The 17261-nt window shown below is 71.6% G+C and carries 14 protein-coding genes and 1 other RNA gene; 12 read left to right on the top strand and 3 right to left on the bottom strand.

Features of this window, described 5'->3' with window-relative positions; genetic code table 11:
* Positions 1-40: 40 nt before the first annotated feature.
* Positions 41-358, bottom strand: coding sequence for a hypothetical protein (locus tag DK427_RS20790; RefSeq protein ID WP_109953025.1), 318 nt, complete (start codon positions 356-358; stop codon positions 41-43).
* Positions 359-737: 379 nt separating this feature from the next.
* Here DK427_RS20790 and DK427_RS20785 point away from each other — a divergent pair, with 379 nt between their 5' ends.
* A complete protein-coding gene (locus DK427_RS20785; protein WP_109953023.1) occupies positions 738-1178 on the top strand; it encodes a VOC family protein in 441 nt (146 codons plus the stop codon).
* Between the two features lie 80 nt (positions 1179-1258).
* Here DK427_RS20785 and DK427_RS26800 read toward each other — a convergent pair whose 3' ends face one another.
* Positions 1259-1420: a hypothetical protein gene (locus DK427_RS26800; RefSeq protein ID WP_204165206.1), complete on the bottom strand. Its 162-nt coding sequence runs from the start codon at positions 1418-1420 to the stop codon at positions 1259-1261.
* A gap of 190 nt (positions 1421-1610) precedes the next feature.
* On the opposite strand from DK427_RS26800, the gene rnpB reads away from it, so the two are divergent.
* The 8 genes from rnpB (at position 1611) to murD (ending at position 11665) form a co-directional block, all read left to right on the top strand.
* An RNA gene (gene rnpB, locus DK427_RS20780) (RNase P RNA component class A) lies at positions 1611-2027 on the top strand.
* Between the two features lie 525 nt (positions 2028-2552).
* Positions 2553-3605 (top strand): 16S rRNA (cytosine(1402)-N(4))-methyltransferase RsmH, encoded by a 1053-nt coding sequence (gene rsmH, locus DK427_RS20775; RefSeq protein WP_109954293.1) that lies wholly within the window; start codon positions 2553-2555, stop codon positions 3603-3605.
* Complete coding sequence (gene ftsL, locus DK427_RS20770) at positions 3602-4012, top strand: cell division protein FtsL (RefSeq protein WP_109953020.1); 411 nt, start codon at positions 3602-3604, stop codon at positions 4010-4012. The genes rsmH and ftsL overlap by 4 nt, the downstream gene beginning before the upstream one ends.
* Before the next feature lie 128 nt (positions 4013-4140).
* Positions 4141-6063, top strand: coding sequence for a peptidoglycan D,D-transpeptidase FtsI family protein (locus DK427_RS20765; protein ID WP_425452605.1), 1923 nt, complete (start codon positions 4141-4143; stop codon positions 6061-6063).
* Positions 6060-7511 (top strand): UDP-N-acetylmuramoyl-L-alanyl-D-glutamate--2,6-diaminopimelate ligase, encoded by a 1452-nt coding sequence (locus DK427_RS20760; RefSeq protein WP_109953017.1) that lies wholly within the window; start codon positions 6060-6062, stop codon positions 7509-7511. The genes DK427_RS20765 and DK427_RS20760 overlap by 4 nt, the downstream gene beginning before the upstream one ends.
* Before the next feature lie 57 nt (positions 7512-7568).
* Entirely contained in the window at positions 7569-9026 is a 1458-nt protein-coding gene (locus DK427_RS20755) for a UDP-N-acetylmuramoylalanyl-D-glutamyl-2,6-diaminopimelate--D-alanyl-D-alanine ligase (RefSeq protein WP_109953015.1), read from the top strand.
* Positions 9027-9113: 87 nt separating this feature from the next.
* Positions 9114-10199 (top strand): phospho-N-acetylmuramoyl-pentapeptide-transferase, encoded by a 1086-nt coding sequence (gene mraY / locus DK427_RS20750; protein WP_109953012.1) that lies wholly within the window; start codon positions 9114-9116, stop codon positions 10197-10199.
* An 89-nt stretch (positions 10200-10288) separates the two neighbouring features.
* Positions 10289-11665 (top strand): UDP-N-acetylmuramoyl-L-alanine--D-glutamate ligase, encoded by a 1377-nt coding sequence (gene murD / locus DK427_RS20745; protein WP_109953010.1) that lies wholly within the window; start codon positions 10289-10291, stop codon positions 11663-11665.
* 105 nt (positions 11666-11770) lie between these two features.
* Here murD and DK427_RS20740 read toward each other — a convergent pair whose 3' ends face one another.
* Positions 11771-13246 (bottom strand): methyl-accepting chemotaxis protein, encoded by a 1476-nt coding sequence (locus DK427_RS20740; RefSeq protein WP_109953007.1) that lies wholly within the window; start codon positions 13244-13246, stop codon positions 11771-11773.
* Positions 13247-13532: 286 nt separating this feature from the next.
* Here DK427_RS20740 and DK427_RS20735 point away from each other — a divergent pair, with 286 nt between their 5' ends.
* From DK427_RS20735 to murC, 3 genes are read left to right on the top strand one after another with little or no spacing between them, the layout of a single operon-like run.
* Positions 13533-14699, top strand: coding sequence for an FtsW/RodA/SpoVE family cell cycle protein (locus DK427_RS20735; protein WP_109953004.1), 1167 nt, complete (start codon positions 13533-13535; stop codon positions 14697-14699).
* A complete protein-coding gene (gene murG, locus DK427_RS20730; RefSeq protein WP_109953002.1) occupies positions 14696-15805 on the top strand; it encodes an undecaprenyldiphospho-muramoylpentapeptide beta-N-acetylglucosaminyltransferase in 1110 nt (369 codons plus the stop codon). The genes DK427_RS20735 and murG overlap by 4 nt, the downstream gene beginning before the upstream one ends.
* Before the next feature lie 48 nt (positions 15806-15853).
* The gene (gene murC, locus DK427_RS20725; RefSeq protein ID WP_109952999.1) at positions 15854-17260 is read left to right on the top strand and encodes a UDP-N-acetylmuramate--L-alanine ligase; all 1407 of its coding nucleotides are present in this window, start codon (positions 15854-15856) and stop codon (positions 17258-17260) included.
* Position 17261 lies beyond the last annotated feature (1 nt).

The following is a 17261-nucleotide window of genomic DNA, read 5'->3' as shown; positions in this document are numbered from 1 at the left end:
TGAAGACGGTTGAAATCGGTTGATGCGCTCGGCGGCTCGGCTACTGGCCGCCGAAGGCGCGCAGCGGCTGCCCGGCCTCGGAGCGGTGCTCCATGACGACGGAACCCGCCGCCGCGTCGAGGGACGCGATGCGGGGGCCGGCAACCGCCCGCAATTCGACCTCGAAGCCGTCGAGAGCCGCGTTAAGCCGGTCCGCGACATCGGTCGGCGCACCCTGATCGTCTGCGGACGCGAGCGCCTCGAGCAGGGTGGCCTGAACCCGCCGGACCAGATCCTGCGTCAGCGGCGGCTTGGCATCGGCTGCGTAAGCCTGCGTGACGGCCTGTGCCCAGTGGGCGGCATCGTGAACGGCCTCCATGGTCAAGCCTGCACGTTCGCAGAGTCGGTCGAGCCGTCCATGGGCGTATCCATCTCGTCGGGCGGGAGGGCGATCTCTGGCATACCACATGGCAGCCCGGTTGGAATGATTTTTATATCGCTTCCGGCGGCGTTGCAAAATGTTGCCTCAGCGCCTGCGGCGAACTGCGCCGCGAGCCCTCGTTCCGCGCTGCTTTCACACCTGCGACCAGGCCGGCGCCCGATCAGGGCGTTTCTCGTGATCTACTCGCCCGGCTATGAGGCCCTAGCTACGGCGGTGATCGGGAGCCTCCGCGGGCACTCGCAGCGCAGGGCAAGCCTTGCCGCATTCCGATCAGGGCAACGGAAAAGCCCCGCCGCACCAGAGGGATAGCTGCCTGATGGAGTATCTGCACACGATGGTCCGGGTCGCCGACCTCGACCGGGCCCTCAAATTCTACGTCGACATCTTCGGCCTGAAGGAGGTGCGGCGCGTCGAGAACGAGCGGGGCCGCTTCACCCTGGTCTTCCTGGCCGCCCCCGGCGACGTCGCGCGCGCCGAGGCCTCGAAGTCACCGCTGGTCGAGCTGACCTACAATTGGGATCCCGAGGAATACACGGGCGGGCGCAATTTCGGGCACCTCGCCTATCAGGTCGACGACATCTACGCCTTCTGCAGCCAGCTGAAGGAGGCCGGCGTCACCATCAACCGCCCGCCGCGCGACGGCCACATGGCCTTCGTGAAGTCGCCGGACGGCATCTCCATCGAGATCCTGCAGAAGGGCGGCGCGAAGCCGCCGCAGGAGCCCTGGGCCTCGATGGAGAATACCGGGAGCTGGTGAGGCGGCCCGGGAGCGCACCGTCGACTGCCCCGAGCCCGCGCCTGCGCCGGCACGGGCAGAACCAGCGGGGTGCTGCGCCCTCAGAGCGTCGCGGACGGCGTGATGCCGAGTTCGGCGAGCTTGGCGCGCACCGCCTCCACGGGGCGCTTGAGCTTCAGGCTGATCACCGCGGGCGGGATCCCCTCGCGGGCGAGCGCGCGCAGGGTCTGCACGGTGTCGAGGGTCCAGGTCGTCTCCGTCATGGCTCTCTCCTCTGGCGAGGAGCGCCCGCGGGCCGGATCGCGTCGCGCGGGCGCCGTCCTCCGGCGCGAGGGTGCGCCCGCCCCGGGCCGGCCGCAAGCGCCTGCCTCAAATCCCGGCCTGCCCAATCACCGGGCAAGCCCGGTACCCATCCTTGACGCGCGGGCCTTCGCGGCGCATCCCGGCCGCGGATCAGGCGGCCGGGCGGCCGCTCCGGGCCTCAGGCCCGGGGAGGAAAGTCCGGGCTCCATGGAGAGACGGTGCCGGATAACCTCCGGCGGGGGCGACCCCAGGGACAGTGCCACAGAGAGCAGACCGCTCCGACGGGCCTTCGGGCCCGCCGCGGAGTCAGGGTGAAAGGGTGCGGTAAGAGCGCACCGCGGACGCGGCAACGCGGACGGCACGGCAAACCCCACCGGGAGCAAAACCGAATAGGGGCGGCGCGCGGGTGCCCGCAAGGCAGCCGCAGGCCCTCTCTCCAGGCCAGTCGCCCGGGTTGGTTGCTCGAGGCGGCCGGCAACGGCCGTCCCAGAGGAATGGCTGCCACGTTCCGGATGCCGCGAGGCGTCCGGAGCCCTACAGAACCCGGCTTACAGGCCGCCTGATCCGCCCGCTTCCACGGCCGGCATCCCGCATCCGGGGGATGTCCGGCACCGGAAACCGGGCGAGACTGGCGCGACTCCACGAACATCCCGCACGGGTGCGAAATATTCGTGCGCAACCGAGAGCGCGCCTGAGCAATAGCGCGCGGGCCCGCGGGTCTGCGCCCGCGTGCCGGCGGTGATACTTCCCCAAATCCGGCCGCCGGATAACGTTCGGTTAACCTTGCTGCGATCTGATCGGTGCGCACCGTCCGGCAGTCTAGGGTGCGTTGACGATCATCCGAGGCCCATGTTAACCGGAACCATACCGTCAACGGCGTCGATCGGCCCGACGGGCACGCCCTGCCGAGGCGCAGGGAGCGCCCGCGGGCGGGGCTTTGCGCCCCGCCGGGTCGTCGGCGTCCTCTCTTTCCGGTCGGCGGGAGCGCGGTCGGACGCAGGTGCCCATGAGCCGATCCAGCGCAGACGCCGTCCCGTGCGGGCGGGCCGAACGGATTCCCGCTACCCGGCCGATCCCCGCCGCGAGGGCGCGATGAAGCGGCCGGCCGGCCAGGTCCCCGCCGCACCCCACATCCCGGTCCTGCTCGACGAGGTGATCGCGGCGCTCGCCCTTCCGGGCGCGGCGCTCGCCGTGGACGGCACCTTCGGGGCGGGCGGCTACACCCGCGCCATGCTGGCGGCCGAGCCGGAGCTACGCGTCGTCGCGATCGACCGCGACCCCAGCGCCATCGCGGCCGGCGCCGGCCTCGTCGCCGAGGCGTGCGGGCGCCTGCGCCTCGTGCCCGGCCGCTTCGGCGACCTCGACGCCCTGCTTGCCGACACGGGCGAGGGCGAGACCAGCGGGGGACTGGCCGACCGGGTCGTGCTCGACATCGGCGTCTCCTCGATGCAGCTCGACCAGCCGGAGCGCGGCTTCTCCTTCCGGCACGACGGGCCGCTCGACATGCGCATGGGCGCGGACGGACCAAGCGCGGCCGACATCGTCAACGAGGCCGAGGAAGCGGTGCTCGCCGACATCGTCTACCATTACGGCGAGGAGCGGCGGGCGCGCGCGGTCGCCCGCACGATCATCGAGGCGCGCCGCCGCGGCCGGATCGAGACGACGGCGCAGCTCGCCGACCTCGTGGCCGGCGTCGTCCGGGCCGAGCCCGGCAGCGGCATTCACCCGGCCACCCGCACCTTTCAGGGCCTGCGCATCGCGGTCAACGACGAGCTGGGCGAGCTGGTCCGCGCGCTCCACGCCGCCGAGCGGGCCTTGCGGCCGGGCGGCCGGCTCGCCGTGGTAACCTTCCATTCCCTCGAAGACCGCATCGTCAAGCAGTTCTTCGCCGCCCGCAGCGGCCGCTCCTCGCAGGGCTCGCGCCACCTGCCGGGCGCCCTGCCGGGCGACGTGCCGGTGCGCAGCTTCCAGCCCGTCACCAAGGGGCCGATCCTGCCCGGCGAGGCCGAGACCGCGCGCAACCCGCGCGCCCGCTCGGCCAAGCTCCGCGCCGCCGAGCGGACCGCCGCGCCCGCGCCCGCGCCGCTCGACGCGATCCGCACCCTCGCCAGCCTGCCCGAACCGCGCGGAGGCGCACGCCGGTGATCCGTCTCCTCAACCTGCTGGCGGTCTGCGGCCTCGTGGCCTCGGCGATCTACGCCTACTCGATCAAGTACGACACGCTCTACCAGGGCGGTCAGGTCTCGAAGCTGAAGACCGCTCTGCACAAGGAGCGGCAGGCCATCGCGGTGCTGCGCGCCGAGTGGCAGCTCCTGACCCGGCCGGACCGGCTCCAGGCGGCCGTGGCCAAGCACCTCGCCCTCGAGCCGATCGGGGTGAGCCATCTCGGCCGCTTCAGCGACCTGCCGGCCCGGCCCGAGCGCGGCGACGAGATCGGCCGGCTGCTCGCCGCCACCGCGACGCCGAAGGACGGCGCGCCGGAGCCGCGCACCACCGGCTCGCTCACCCGCACCGTCACCACGACCCGCACGCCGACCACGGCTTCGAGGTAGCGCCCGTGTCCGAAGACGCCCACCACACCCACGACGCGCGAGGCCGGGCCGAGGCGTCGGGGGCCGGATCCGCCGCGCCCGGCGACGCCCTCGGCCACCCCGGCGCGGAGCCCTTCACGATCGCGCACCTGGACCCGCACGAGCCGGTTCCGGACCTGGCGGCTGCCGAACATCCCGAGGCCGGCCACGGGGCGGAAGCCGGAGGCCCGGAGGTTCAAGCCCCGGAGGCTGTGGTCGCGCCGGAGGAGGCCTCCCGGCTGGCGGCGGCGGTCGCGGCGCTGCGGCCGCGGCGGCGCCCGCTCGCCGATCTCGTCGGGTCGATGTTCCGCCTCGCCATCGAGCGCTCGCACACCCGCGTCGCGATCGTCGGCCTCGCCTTCCTCGGCGTATTCGGGGCAATCAGCGGCAAGCTGATCTACCGCGCCGCCTTCCCGGGCAAGGGCCTCAACGAGCACGCGGTGGCGGCCGCCGCCACGACCACGATCAGGCCCGACATCGTCGACCGCAACGGCGAGGTCCTGGCCACCGACATCCGCACCGTCTCGGTCTTCGCCGAGCCCGGCAACATCTACGACGTGGACGAGGCGGTCGAGCTTCTGACCGCGGTGCTGCCGACGCTCGACGCCGGCGACCTGCGCAAGAAGATCGAGGACAAGAAGGAGTGGCTCAAGCGCCGCGGTAAGACCGATCCCGGTTTCATCTGGGTGAAGCGCGAGCTGACCCCGAAGCAGCAGGCCGAGGTCCACCGCCTGGGCATCCCGGGCATCGGCTTCCTGCCCGACCACAAGCGCGTCTACCCGAACGGGGTCGCTGCCGCCCACATCATCGGTGCGACGAACCTCGACAATATCGGCATCGCCGGCATCGAGAAGTACATCGACACGCAGGGCAACAAGGCCCTCAACGAGTTCGGCTTCGTGGCCAAGCAGACCGACCTGAAGCCGGTCCAGCTCTCGCTCGACCTGCGCGCCCAGTTCGCGGTGCGCGACGAGCTCGCCTGGGGCATCGAGCACTTCAAGGCCAAGGCCGGCGCCTCGATGATCCTCGACGTGACCACCGGCGAGGTGATCGCGCTGGTCTCGATGCCGGATTTCGACCCGAACGACCCGAAGGACGCGCTCTCGCCCGACCGGATCAACCGGATGAATGTAGGCGTCTACGAGATGGGCTCGACCTTCAAGGCGATGACGCTCGCCATGGCGCTGGAATCGGGCAAGTTCAACGTCAACTCGACCTTCGACACCCGCGGCGGCGTGCTGAACTGGGGCCGGCAGAAGATCCACGAGTACCACGGCACCAACCGGGTCATCACCATGCCGGAGGTGTTCACGCACTCCTCCAACATCGGCTCGGCCAAGATGGCGCTCGGCGTCGGCGTGCCCGGCCACAAGGCCTTCCTGAAGAAGATGGGCCTGCTCGACCGGCTGCGCACCGAGCTGCCGGAATCGGCCGCCCCCATCATCCCGCCGCGCTGGACCGAGATCAACACGATCACCATCGCGTTCGGCCACGGCCTCGCGGTGGCCCCGCTCCAGGCGTCGGCCGCGGTCGCGGCGATCGCCAACGGCGGCTTCCTGATGACGCCGACTTTCCTGAAGACCACCCCCGACGCGGCGATGGAGAAGGCGACGCGGGTGCTGCGCTCCGACACCAGCGAGGCGATGCGCTTCATCATGCGCCTCAACGCGGTCGAGGGCTCGGCCAAGAAGGCCTCGATCCCGCTCTACTACGTCGGCGGCAAGACCGGCACGGCCGAGAAGGTGATCAACGGGCGCTACGTGAAGAACCGGCTGTTCACCACCTTCATGGCGGCCGCGCCGATGAACAACCCGAAATACCTCTTCGTCACCCTGATGGACGAGCCGCAGGGCCTGCCGGAATCGGGCGGCTACGCCACCGCCGCCTGGAACTCCGGCGTGGTGACGGGGCGCGTGATCGAGCGCGTCGCGCCGATCCTCGGCCTGCCGCCCCAGTTCGAACCGCCGGTGAAGCCCTTCCCGCTGATGGTGAAGCTCGGCGCCTACCACGCCGACAAGGTCGACGGGCGATGACGACGCTCGGCACCCTGTTCCCGGAGGCCGGCGCGGACGTCGCCGGCCTGCCCGCGTCCGCGGTCACCGCCGACAGCCGCCGGGCCGCGCCCGGCATGGTCTTCGTCGCGGTGTCGGGCACGAAGGCGGACGGGCGAGCCTTCGCGGCCGCGGCCGCCGGTGCCGGCGCGGTCGCCGTCGCGGGGGAGGGCGCGAAGCCCGCCGATCTGCCCGCGGGCACACCCTGGATCGCGGTCCCCGACGCCCGCCGTGCGCTGGCGCTCGCCGCGGCCGCGCTCCACCCGCGCCAGCCCGAGACCGTCGTCGCGGTCACCGGCACGGCCGGCAAGAGCTCGGTCGCCGACTTCGTGCGGCAGATCCTGGCCCGGCTCGGCCGCGACGCGGCGAGCCTCGGCACGGTCGGCATCGTCACGAACCGCGGCGCGCGGTACGGCTCGCTGACCACGCCCGACCCGGTCACCCTTCACGAGACCCTGGCACGGCTGGCGGAGGAGGGCGTCACGGATCTGGCCATGGAGGCCTCGTCGCACGGCATCGAGCAGCGCCGCCTCGACGGCGTGCGGCTGGCCGCCGCGGGCTTCACCAATCTCGGCCGCGACCATCTCGATTACCATGCCGACATCGAGGCCTATCTCGCAGCCAAGCTCCGCCTGTTCGACACGCTGCTGCCCGCGGGCCGGCCCGCGATCATCAACGCCGACGGGCCCTTCGCCGAGCGGGTGATCGCGGCGGCGGAAGCGGCGGGCCGACCGGTCCGCACCACGGGCCGGGGCGGGGATGCGATCCGCCTCACGGCCGCCCGCACCGAGGGCTTCGCGCAAGGCCTCGACCTCGACGGAGATCACGGGCGCCACACGGTGCGCCTGCCGCTCGTCGGCGCCTTCCAGGTGGAGAACGCGCTGGTCGCCGCCGGCCTCGTCCTGGCGACGCCCGCGGGTGCCGCCGACCCGGCCGGCGTCTTCGCCGCGCTCGACCACCTCACCGGCGTGCCCGGCCGGATGGAGCGGATCGGCGAGGCGAACGGGGGGCTCTGCCTCGTCGACTACGCCCACAAGCCGGAGGCGCTGGAGAGCGTTCTGACCGCGCTGCGCCCCTTCGCCAGCGGTCGCCTCGCACTCGTCTTCGGCTGCGGCGGCGACCGCGACCGGGGCAAGCGCCCGCTGATGGGCGCCATCGCGGCGCGGCTCGCCGACCGGGTCGTCGTGACCGACGACAACCCCCGCAGCGAGGACCCGGCCGCGATCCGCGCCGCGATCCTGGCGGCAGCACCCGGCGCCCAGGAGATCGGGGACCGCGCGGAGGCGATCCGCACGGCGGTGCGCGAACTCGGCCCCGGCGACGTGCTGGTGGTGGCCGGCAAGGGCCATGAAACCGGCCAGATCGTGGGCGATCGCACCCTCCCGTTCTCGGACCACGACGTGCTCCGCGCCGCGATCGCGGACCGGTAGGGGCTCTGCCTCTCCCTCATCGGGGGAGGGAGAATCCGCAGCGAAATCGGACAGACGATGACGGACCTCTGGACCCCGCAAGCCCTGGAGGCCGCCACCGGCGGCCGGCTCATCGGCGCGGCCCGCCCGATCGGCGGCGCCTCGATCGACACCCGCACGCTCCAGCCCGGCGACCTGTTCTTCGCGATCCGCGGCGAGGCCCGCGACGGGCACGATTTCGTCGCCGGGGCGCTGGAGAAGGGGGCAGGCGCCGCGGTCGTGGCGGAGGCGCGGGCCGCCGACTTAGCCGGCCGCGGCCCGGTCCTGGCCGTACCGGGGCAGGGCCCCGATCCGGTCCTCGACGCCATGCGGGCGATCGGCCGGGCGGCCCGCGCTCGCACCGCCGCGCAGGTCGTCGCCGTCACCGGCTCGGTCGGCAAGACCGGCACCAAGGAGGCGCTCCGCCACGTGCTGGCGGGGCAGGGGCCGACCCACGCCTCCGTCGCCTCCTACAACAACCACTGGGGCGTGCCCCTGACCCTCGCACGGATGCCCGCCGAGACGCGCTACGGCGTCTTCGAGATCGGCATGAACCACGCCCACGAGATCCTACCGCTGACCGCTCAGGTCCAGCCCGACGTGGCGCTGATCACCACGGTCGAGCCCGTCCATATCGAGCACTTTCCCTCGGTCGCGGCCATCGCCGACGCCAAGGGCGAGATCTTCTCAGGGCTCAAGCCCGGCGGCGTCGCGGTGATCAACCGCGACAACCCGAATTTTGCCCGCCTCCTCGCCCACGCCCAGGCCTCGCCCGCCGGCCGGGTGATCAGCTTCGGCGAGCACGAATCCGCCAACGTGCGGGCGCTGCGCATCGTGCTGCGCCCCGACCTCTCGGTGGTCGATGCCGTGGTGATGGGCCAGCCCGTCACCTACCGGCTCGGCACCGCCGGCCGGCACACGGCCATGAACTCGCTCGGCGTCCTGGCGGTGATCCACGCGCTCGGGGCCGACCTCGCGGAGGCGGCCCTCTCCCTCGCGCGGCTGAGCCCCCCTGCGGGACGCGGCGCGCGCACCGCCCTGCACCTGCCCGGCGGCGAGGCCTGGCTGGTGGACGAGAGCTACAACGCCAACCCCGCCTCGGCCCGCGCCGCGCTCGCGACGCTCGCCGGGATCGAGACCGGCCCGCGCGGGCGCCGCATCGCGGTGCTCGGAGACATGCTGGAACTCGGCCCCACCAGCGAGGCGCAGCACCGCGGCCTCGCCGAGGCGGTCGAGGCCCACGGCATCGACCTCGTCTTCACCGCGGGCACCCGGATGGGCCACCTCTTCGAGGCGCTGCCGGTGAGCCGCCGCGGCATCGCGGCCTCCGCCTCCGACGACCTCGTCGAGCCGCTGGCCAAGCTTCTGCGGCCGGGCGACGCCCTGATGGTCAAGGGCTCGAACAGCATGCGCATGGGTCGGATTGTCGAGGCGCTGAAAGCCCGCTACGCGGACGCCGCGGCGCAGCGCGATTCGTCCCGCACCGCCACACCCTGAGGGGCCCGCTTCCCTCACCTGACCCCATCCCGGGCCGGCCAAGGGGCCGCCCCCTCCCTTCCGGAAAGAGCGGGCTCGGCTGAACCGATGCTGTACCTCCTGTCGGACCTGAGCGGCACGCTCTCGGCCCTCAACGTCTTCCGCTACATCACCTTCCGGACGGGGGGCGCGCTGTTCACGGCGGGCCTGTTCGTGTTCTGGTTCGGGCCCTGGATCATCTCGCTGCTGCGCCTGCGCCAGGGCAAGGGCCAGCCGATCCGCGAGGACGGGCCGCAGACCCACCTGCTGACCAAGCGCGGCACGCCCACCATGGGCGGCCTGATGATCCTGGCCGGCGCCGTCGTCGCCATCCTGCTCTGGGCGAACCCGCGCAGCCACTACGTCTGGGTGACGCTGATGGTGACGCTGGGCTTCGGCGCCATCGGCTTCTACGACGACTACCTCAAGGTCACGAAGCAGTCGCACAAGGGCTTCTCGGGCAAGTCCCGCCTGCTCCTGGAGGCGCTGATCGCGGGCACAGCCTGCGCGGCGATCTCCTACTTCTCGCCGGCCGCGCTCCAGAACCAGCTCGCCTTCCCGGTCTTCAAGGACGCGCTCCTGAACCTCGGCTGGTTCTACGTCCTGTTCGGCGCCTTCGTGATCGTCGGCGCGGGCAACGCCGTGAACATGACCGACGGCCTCGACGGGCTCGCCATCGTTCCTGTCATGATCGCCTGCGGCACGTTCGGGGTGATCGCCTACCTCGTCGGCAACTCCTTCACGGCGAACTACCTGCAGGTGAACTACGTGCGCGACACGGGCGAGCTCGCCGTGGTCTGCGGCGCGGTGATCGGAGCGGGGCTCGGCTTCCTCTGGTTCAACGCGCCGCCCGCGCAGATCTTCATGGGCGATACCGGCTCGCTGGCGCTCGGCGGCCTCCTCGGCGTCATCGCGGTCGCGACCAAGCACGAGATCGTGCTGGCGATCGTCGGCGGCCTGTTCGTGCTGGAGATGATGTCGGTGATCATCCAGGTCGCCTCGTTCAAGCTCACCGGCAAGCGCGTGTTCCGGATGGCGCCGATCCACCACCATTTCGAGCAGAAGGGCTGGAAGGAGGCGCAGGTCGTCATCCGCTTCTGGATCATCGCCGTGATCCTGGCGCTCGCCGGCCTCGCCACGCTGAAGCTGCGCTGAAGCTCCGCCGCGCTCTTCCCTAGGCCCGCAGGGCGGGGCTAGGAGAGGCGGTCGCGCTCCGGCGCGGCCGATCTCGAGGTTTCGCGCGTATGACCCCCATCACCACCTTCGCGGAGCGCAGCGTCGCCCTGTTCGGCCTCGGCGGCTCCGGGCTCGCCACGGCGCTGGCCCTGAAGGCCGGCGGCGCGCGCGTGCTGGCCTTCGACGACAACCCGGAGAGCGTCGCCCGCGCGCGGGGCGAGGGCATCGAGACGGCGGACCTGCACGGGATCGACTGGTCGGAGGTCGCGGCCCTCGTCCTGGCGCCCGGCGTGCCGCTGACCCATCCCGCACCGCACTGGAGCGTCGGGCTGGCGCAGGGCGCGGGCGTCGAGATCATCGGCGACATCGAGCTGTTCTGCCGCGAGCGGGCGAAGATCGCGCCCGAGGCGCCCTTCGTCGCCATCACGGGCACCAACGGCAAGTCGACCACGACGGCTCTGATCGCCCACATCCTGGCGCAAGCCGGCCGCGACGTGCAGATGGGCGGCAATATTGGCACGGCGATCCTCTCGCTGGAGCCGCCCGACGCGGGCCGCGTCCACGTGATCGAGCTGTCCTCCTTCCAGATCGACCTGACGCCCTCGCTCGCCCCGAGCGTCGGGGTGCTCCTCAACATCACTCCCGACCATCTCGACCGGCACGGCACGCTGGAGCAGTACGCCGCCATCAAGGAGCGGCTGATCCGAGGCGCCGACCTCGCGATCGTCGGCATCGACGACCGGCCGAGCCGCGAGATCGCCGAGCGCCGGGGCGACCGCCTGATCCGGGTGCACGTTCCGGTCCATCCCTCGCGGGAGGCCGCGCTGCCGGCCGACGCGCTGATCGCCCGGGAGGCCGCGATCCATGAGGCCGACGGCACGCGGCTCGCCGACGTCTCCGGCATCGGCTCCTTGCGCGGTGCCCACAACTGGCAGAACGCCGCGGTGGCGGTGGCGGTCGCCCGCGCGCTCGGCGTTCCCCTTGAGGCCATCCAGGCCGGGCTCGCCTCGTTCCCGGGCCTGCCGCACCGGATGGAGGAGGTCGCCCGGCGCGGGCGCGTGCTCTTCGTCAACGATTCGAAGGCGACCAACGCGGATTCCACCGAGAAGGCGCTCACCGCCTTCCGGGACATCCACTGGATCCTCGGCGGCAAGGCCAAGGAGGGCGGCATCTTCCCGCTGGTGCCGTATTTCGAGCGGATCGCGCACGCCTACCTGATCGGCGCGGCCTCGGATGCCTTCGCGGCGACGCTGGAGGGCGCGGTGCCCTACACCCGCTGCGAGACCCTGGAGGCGGCGGTGCCCGCCGCCGCGGCGGGCGCGGAGGCTTGCGGAGCGCCCGAGCCCGTGGTGCTGCTGTCGCCTGCCTGCGCCTCCTACGACCAGTTCCGCTCCTTCGAGCAGCGGGGCGACCGCTTCCGGGAACTGGTGCGGGCGCTGCCGTAACAGGCACAGCTTTCCCTCCCCCGCAGAGGGAGGAGGGAGACCCGGCGGTTCGCGCGCGGGATGCGAGCGTGCGACAGCCTCCGCGCAGAGGAGAGCGTCCGCCCCCTACCGCGCCAGCACCTTCGCGGCATCCCGCGTGGTGTTCACCGCCGCCGAGACCTGATCCACCGCCGCGGCGATGGAGCCGATGCTGCCCGTGATCGAGGTGACGGCGCCGGCCGCGCTCTGCATGTTCTCGGCGAGGTCGCGGGTCACCGCGCTCTGCTCCTCGATGGCGGCGGCCGTCGCCACCACGGTCTCGCGCATCACCGAGACCGAGCCGCGGATCGAGGTGAGCGCACCCACCACCTCGTGCGAGACCGCCTGCACGTTGTTGATCTCGGCGTTGATCTGCTCCGTCGCCCGGGCGGCCTGATCGGCCAGCGCCTTCACCTCGCTGGCCACCACCGCGAAGCCCCGGCCGGCCTCGCCGGCGCGCGCCGCCTCGATCGTGGCGTTGAGCGCCAGCAGGTTGATCTGCCCGGCGATCGTCTGGATCAGCCCCACGATGCTGGTCATCGCGGCGGCCGTCTCGGCCAGCCGCTTGGTGTAGCCATCCGCCTCCTGGACGCAGGCGTAGGCGTTGTCGGTCGCGCCCTGCGAGCGGACGATGCTCTGCGACATCTCGCTCACCGAGGCCGCCAGCTCCTCGGCGGCCGCGGCCACCGTCTGCACGTTGCCCGATGTCGTGTGGGCGGCCCGCGTCGCGGTGGCGGCGGCCGTGCTCGAATGGGAGACCGCGCTCTCGATCTCGCCGAAGTTCTTGTCGATCAGCGTGCGCAGGCTCCCCAGCAGGCGGACCTGCTCGGTGATGTCGGTGGCGAACTTCACGACCTTGTAGGGTCGACCCGCGGCGTCGAGGATCGGGTTGTAGGTGGCCTGGATCCAGATCTCGCGGCCGTTCTTGCCGATGCGCCGGAACTGCGCGGTCTGGAAGGCGCCGCCGCGCAGGCTCGCCCAGAAGGCGGCGTAGTCCGGGCTCGTCCGCTCGCGCGGATCGACGAACATGCTGTGGTGGCGTCCGACCACCTCGTCGCGGCCGTAGCCGACCGCGGCCAGGAAGTTGTCGTTGGCGTCGAGGATCTTGCCGTCGAGGTCGAAGGCGATGACCGCCTGGGCCTTGCCGATCGCCGCGATCTGACCGGCCCGGTCGGCGTCCGCGGTCTTCTGCTGCGTGATATCGGTGGCGAACTTGACCACGCCGTAGGGCTTGCCGTCGCAGCCGATCAGCGGGTTGTAGGACGCCTCGATCCAGACCAACCGGCCATCCTTCGTGATCCGGCGGAACTGTGCCGCCTCGTAGGTGCCGGCGCGCAGCCGCTGCCAGAAGGCCCTATACTCGGGCGCGGCACGGAATTCGGGCTCCACGAAGATCTCGTGGTGTTGCCCGACGACCTCCGAGAGGGCGTAGCCCATCAGCGTCAGGAAGTTCTCGTTCGCCGAGACGATGCGTCCGTCGAGGTCGAACTCGATCACGGCCTGCGACCGGTCGAGGGCGGCGAGCTTGGCGCGGGCCTGCAGGGTCTTCCGGGCAGCGAACATGTGCGTGTCTTCTCGCGACGTCTGCAACGGCACCGGCGTCGGGGCCGCGGAACCTCCAGGTTCGGATTCCGGCCCTTCGGACGCCTAACCCAAGGTTGAGTGAAGCCGTTAACATATGATGATCCGCCGCCCGGCCGGCGCCGCACTTAACCGTTACCCGCGGAATGGCGGCAGACCACGCCCGCGGGGCAGCGGCCGGGCGCGGCCTAAGGATGCGTTTACCATTCGGGCACAGGATCGCCCGCGGTCCATCGCTCGGCCCGCGCCCAGGAGTCCTCAGCCCGCCATGATGTCCCGCGCGGAACGCACGCCCCTCACGGACTGGTGGTGGACGGTCGATCGCGGCCTGCTCGCGGCGCTCGGCGCCCTGATGGTGGCCGGGCTGGTCTTCCTGATGGGCGGTGGCCCGCCGGTCGCCGAGCGGATCGGCCTGCCGACCTTCTACTTCCTCAACCGCCAGGCGATGTACCTCGCCCCGACGGTCCTGCTGATCGTAGCGGTCTCGTTCCTGAGCTTGCGCGGCGTGCGCCGCCTCGCCCTGATCACCTGGGGCCTCGGCGTGGTGCTCTGCCTGCTGGCGAGCAAGTTCGGGCCCGAGATCAAGGGCGCGCACCGCTGGATCCAGTTCGGCTCCTTCGGCCTGCAGCCCTCCGAGTTCGTGAAGCCCTCCTTCGTGGTGGTGGTGGCCTGGGCCTTCTCGGAGGGCGCGCAGCGGCGCGACATGCCGGGCGGCACGCTCGGCATGCTGCTCCTGCCGGTCACCATCGTGCCGCTGCTGCTGCAGCCCGATTTCGGGCAGACCATGCTGATCACGCTGGTCTGGTCGACGCTGTTCTTCGTGGCCGGCCTGCACCTGATCTGGGTGGCGGCCATCGGCGTGCTGGGCATGTTCGGGGTGTTCGCCGCCTACACCTTCTTCCACCACGTGCGCGAGCGCATCGAGCGCTTCCTCGACAAGGATTCGGGCGACAGCTTCCAGGTCTACTGGTCGCAGCAATCCTTCTGGTCGGGCGGCTGGTTCGGCACCGGCCCGGGCGAGGGGGTGGCCAAGCGCCACCTGCCCGATGCACATACCGACTTCATCTTCTCGGTCACCGGAGAGGAGTTCGGCGTGCTGGTCTGCCTCGGCCTCGTGGCGCTCTTCGCCTACATCGTGCTGCGTGGCCTGAAGCTGGCGCGGCGCACCGACGACACCTTCACGCGGCTCGCGGTCACCGGCCTGACGACGCTGTTCGGCCTGCAGGCGTGCATCAACATGGCGGTGAACACCCAGCTGATGCCCGCCAAGGGCATGACCCTGCCCTTCGTCTCCTACGGCGGCTCCTCGCTGATCTCGCTGGCGCTCGGCATGGGCTTCCTGATCGCGCTGACCCGCAAGCGCCCGCGCTCGACCCTGCTCAGCCAGAAGCCCCCCGGCACCGCGCCCGCCACCGTCGCCGGGGTGATGCGGTGACGGTCTTCACCCCCACGATCCTGCTCTGCGCGGGCGGTACCGGCGGTCATCTCTTCCCCGCCGAGAGCCTCGCCCACGCGCTGCGCGCCCGCGGCATCCGGGTGGCGCTCGCCACCGATGCCCGCGTCGAGGGACTGAAGGGCGAGTTCCCGGCCTCCGAGATCGTCACCATCCCGTCCGCGACGCCGTCCGGCCGCAACCTCGTCAAGCGGGCCGGCGCCGTGCTGACGCTGGGGCGCGGCTTCGGCATCGCCGCGCGGGAGGTGAAGCGGCTGAATCCGGCCGCCGTCGTCGGCTTCGGCGGCTACCCCACCGTGCCGCCGATGCTGGCAGCCCAGATCCTGCGGGTGCCGACCGTCCTGCACGAGCAGAACGCCGTGATGGGCCGCGCCAACGCCTTCCTGGCGCGGGGCGCTCGCACCATCGCGACGGGATTCAGGGAGGTGCGCGGCGTGCCCGACAAGGCGACGGCACCGCGCATCCACACCGGCAACCCACTGCGCCCCGCGGTGATCGAGGCCGCGAAGGTGCCCTATCCGGCGCTCGGCCCCGACGACCTCTTCCACCTCCTCGTCTTCGGCGGCAGCCAGGGTGCCCGGGTGATGGGCGAGGTGGTGCCGAAGGCGCTCGCCCAACTGCCGGCGGATCTCCGCGCCCGACTATACCTCGTGCAGCAGGTGCGGCCCGAGGACCTGACCGCGGTCCAGAACGACTATCTCGCGATGGGGCTCGGCGGCCTCGAGGCCGCGCCGTTCTTCAAGGACCTGCCCGGCCGCATGGCGGCGAGCCATCTCGTGGTCTCGCGCTCGGGCGCCTCGACGGTCTCGGAACTCGCGGCCATCGGCCGCCCGTCGATCCTCGTGCCGCTGCCCGGGGCGCTGGACCAGGACCAGGCGGCCAACGCCGCGACGCTCGCCGGCATCGGCGCGGCGCTCGCCCTGCCGCAGACCGCCTTCACGCCTGACCGGCTCACCGCCGAGCTCGTCGACCGCTTCGAGAATCCCGAAAAATTGACCCGGGCGGCCGAGGCGGCCAAAAGCGCGGGCATTCACGACGCCGCCGAGCGGCTCGCCACGGTGGTCGTCGAGACGGCGGCCCGCACCTGATTCTTTTGGGACTCCGCCGCGCGGGTCCCCGGACACACGGTTCGACCCATGAAGCTGCCCGACAAGCTCGGCCCCATCCACTTCATCGGCATCGGCGGCATCGGCATGTCCGGCATCGCCGAGGTGATGCACAATCTCGGCTACACGGTGCAGGGCTCGGACGCGAACGACAACGCGAACGTCCGCCGCCTCGCCGAGAAGGGCATGCGCACCTTCGTGGGCCACGACGCGCGGAACGTCGAGGAGGCCGCCCTCGTGGTGGTCTCGACGGCGATCCGCCGCGACAACCCCGAGCTGAAGGCCGCCCGCGAGCGCCGCCTGCCGGTGGTGCGCCGCGCCGAGATGCTGGCCGAGCTGATGCGCTTCAAGTCCTGCGTGGCGATCGCCGGCACGCACGGCAAGACCACGACAACCTCGCTCGTCGCCACCCTGCTCGATGCCGGCAACCTCGACCCGACGGTCATCAACGGCGGCATCATCAACGCCTACGGCACCAACGCCCGGATGGGCGAGGGCGAGTGGATGGTGGTGGAGGCGGATGAATCCGACGGCACCTTCCTGAAGCTGCCGGCGGATGTGGCGATCGTCACCAACATCGACCCCGAGCACCTCGACCATTTCGGCTCGTTCGAGGCCGTGAAGGACGCCTTCCGGCGCTTCATCGACAACATCCCGTTCTACGGTTTCGCGGTGATGTGCATCGACCATCCCGTGGTGCAGGACCTCGTCGGCCATATCGAGGACCGGCGCATCATCACCTACGGCGAGAACCCGCAGGCGGATGTCCGCCTGATCGACGTGGACCTGCGCGGCGGCCAGAGTCGCTTCCGGGTGATGATCCGCGACCGCCGCCCGGGCTACCGGATGGAGATGGAGGATCTCGTCCTGCCGATGCCCGGCAAGCACAACGCCTTGAACGCCACCGCGGCTCTGGCCGTGGCGCACGAGCTCGGCGTGAAGCCCGAGGCGATCCGGCAGGCGCTCGCCGGCTTCGGCGGCGTCAAGCGGCGCTTCACCCGCACCGGCGAGTGGAACGGCGCGGCGATCTTCGACGATTACGGGCACCATCCGGTGGAGATCAAGGCGGTGCTGAAGGCCGCCCGCGCCTCGACCGAGGCGGGCGTCATCGCCATCGTGCAGCCGCACCGCTACTCGCGGCTCCAGTCGCTGTTCGACGATTTCTGCACCTGCTTCAACGACGCCGACACGGTGATCGTCGCCCCCGTCTACGCGGCGGGCGAGCAGCCGATCGAGGGCATCGACCGCGACGGGCTGGTCGCCGGCCTGCGCTCCCGCGGCCACCGGGACGCCCGGGCGCTGGAGCGGCCGGAGGATCTGCCCCGCATCGTCGCCGAGCTCGCAAAGCCCGGCGACTACGTTGTGTGCTTAGGCGCCGGCAACATCACCCAGTGGGCCTACGCGCTGCCGGGCGATCTCGCCGCGCTGAAAGGGTAGG

Origin of the sequence: Methylobacterium radiodurans (assembly GCF_003173735.1) — a bacterium.
Taxonomy (GTDB): Bacteria; Pseudomonadota; Alphaproteobacteria; order Rhizobiales; family Beijerinckiaceae; genus Methylobacterium; species Methylobacterium radiodurans.
Note: the sequence above shows the minus strand (reverse complement) of the source record. Positions and strands in the feature narration are given on the sequence as shown.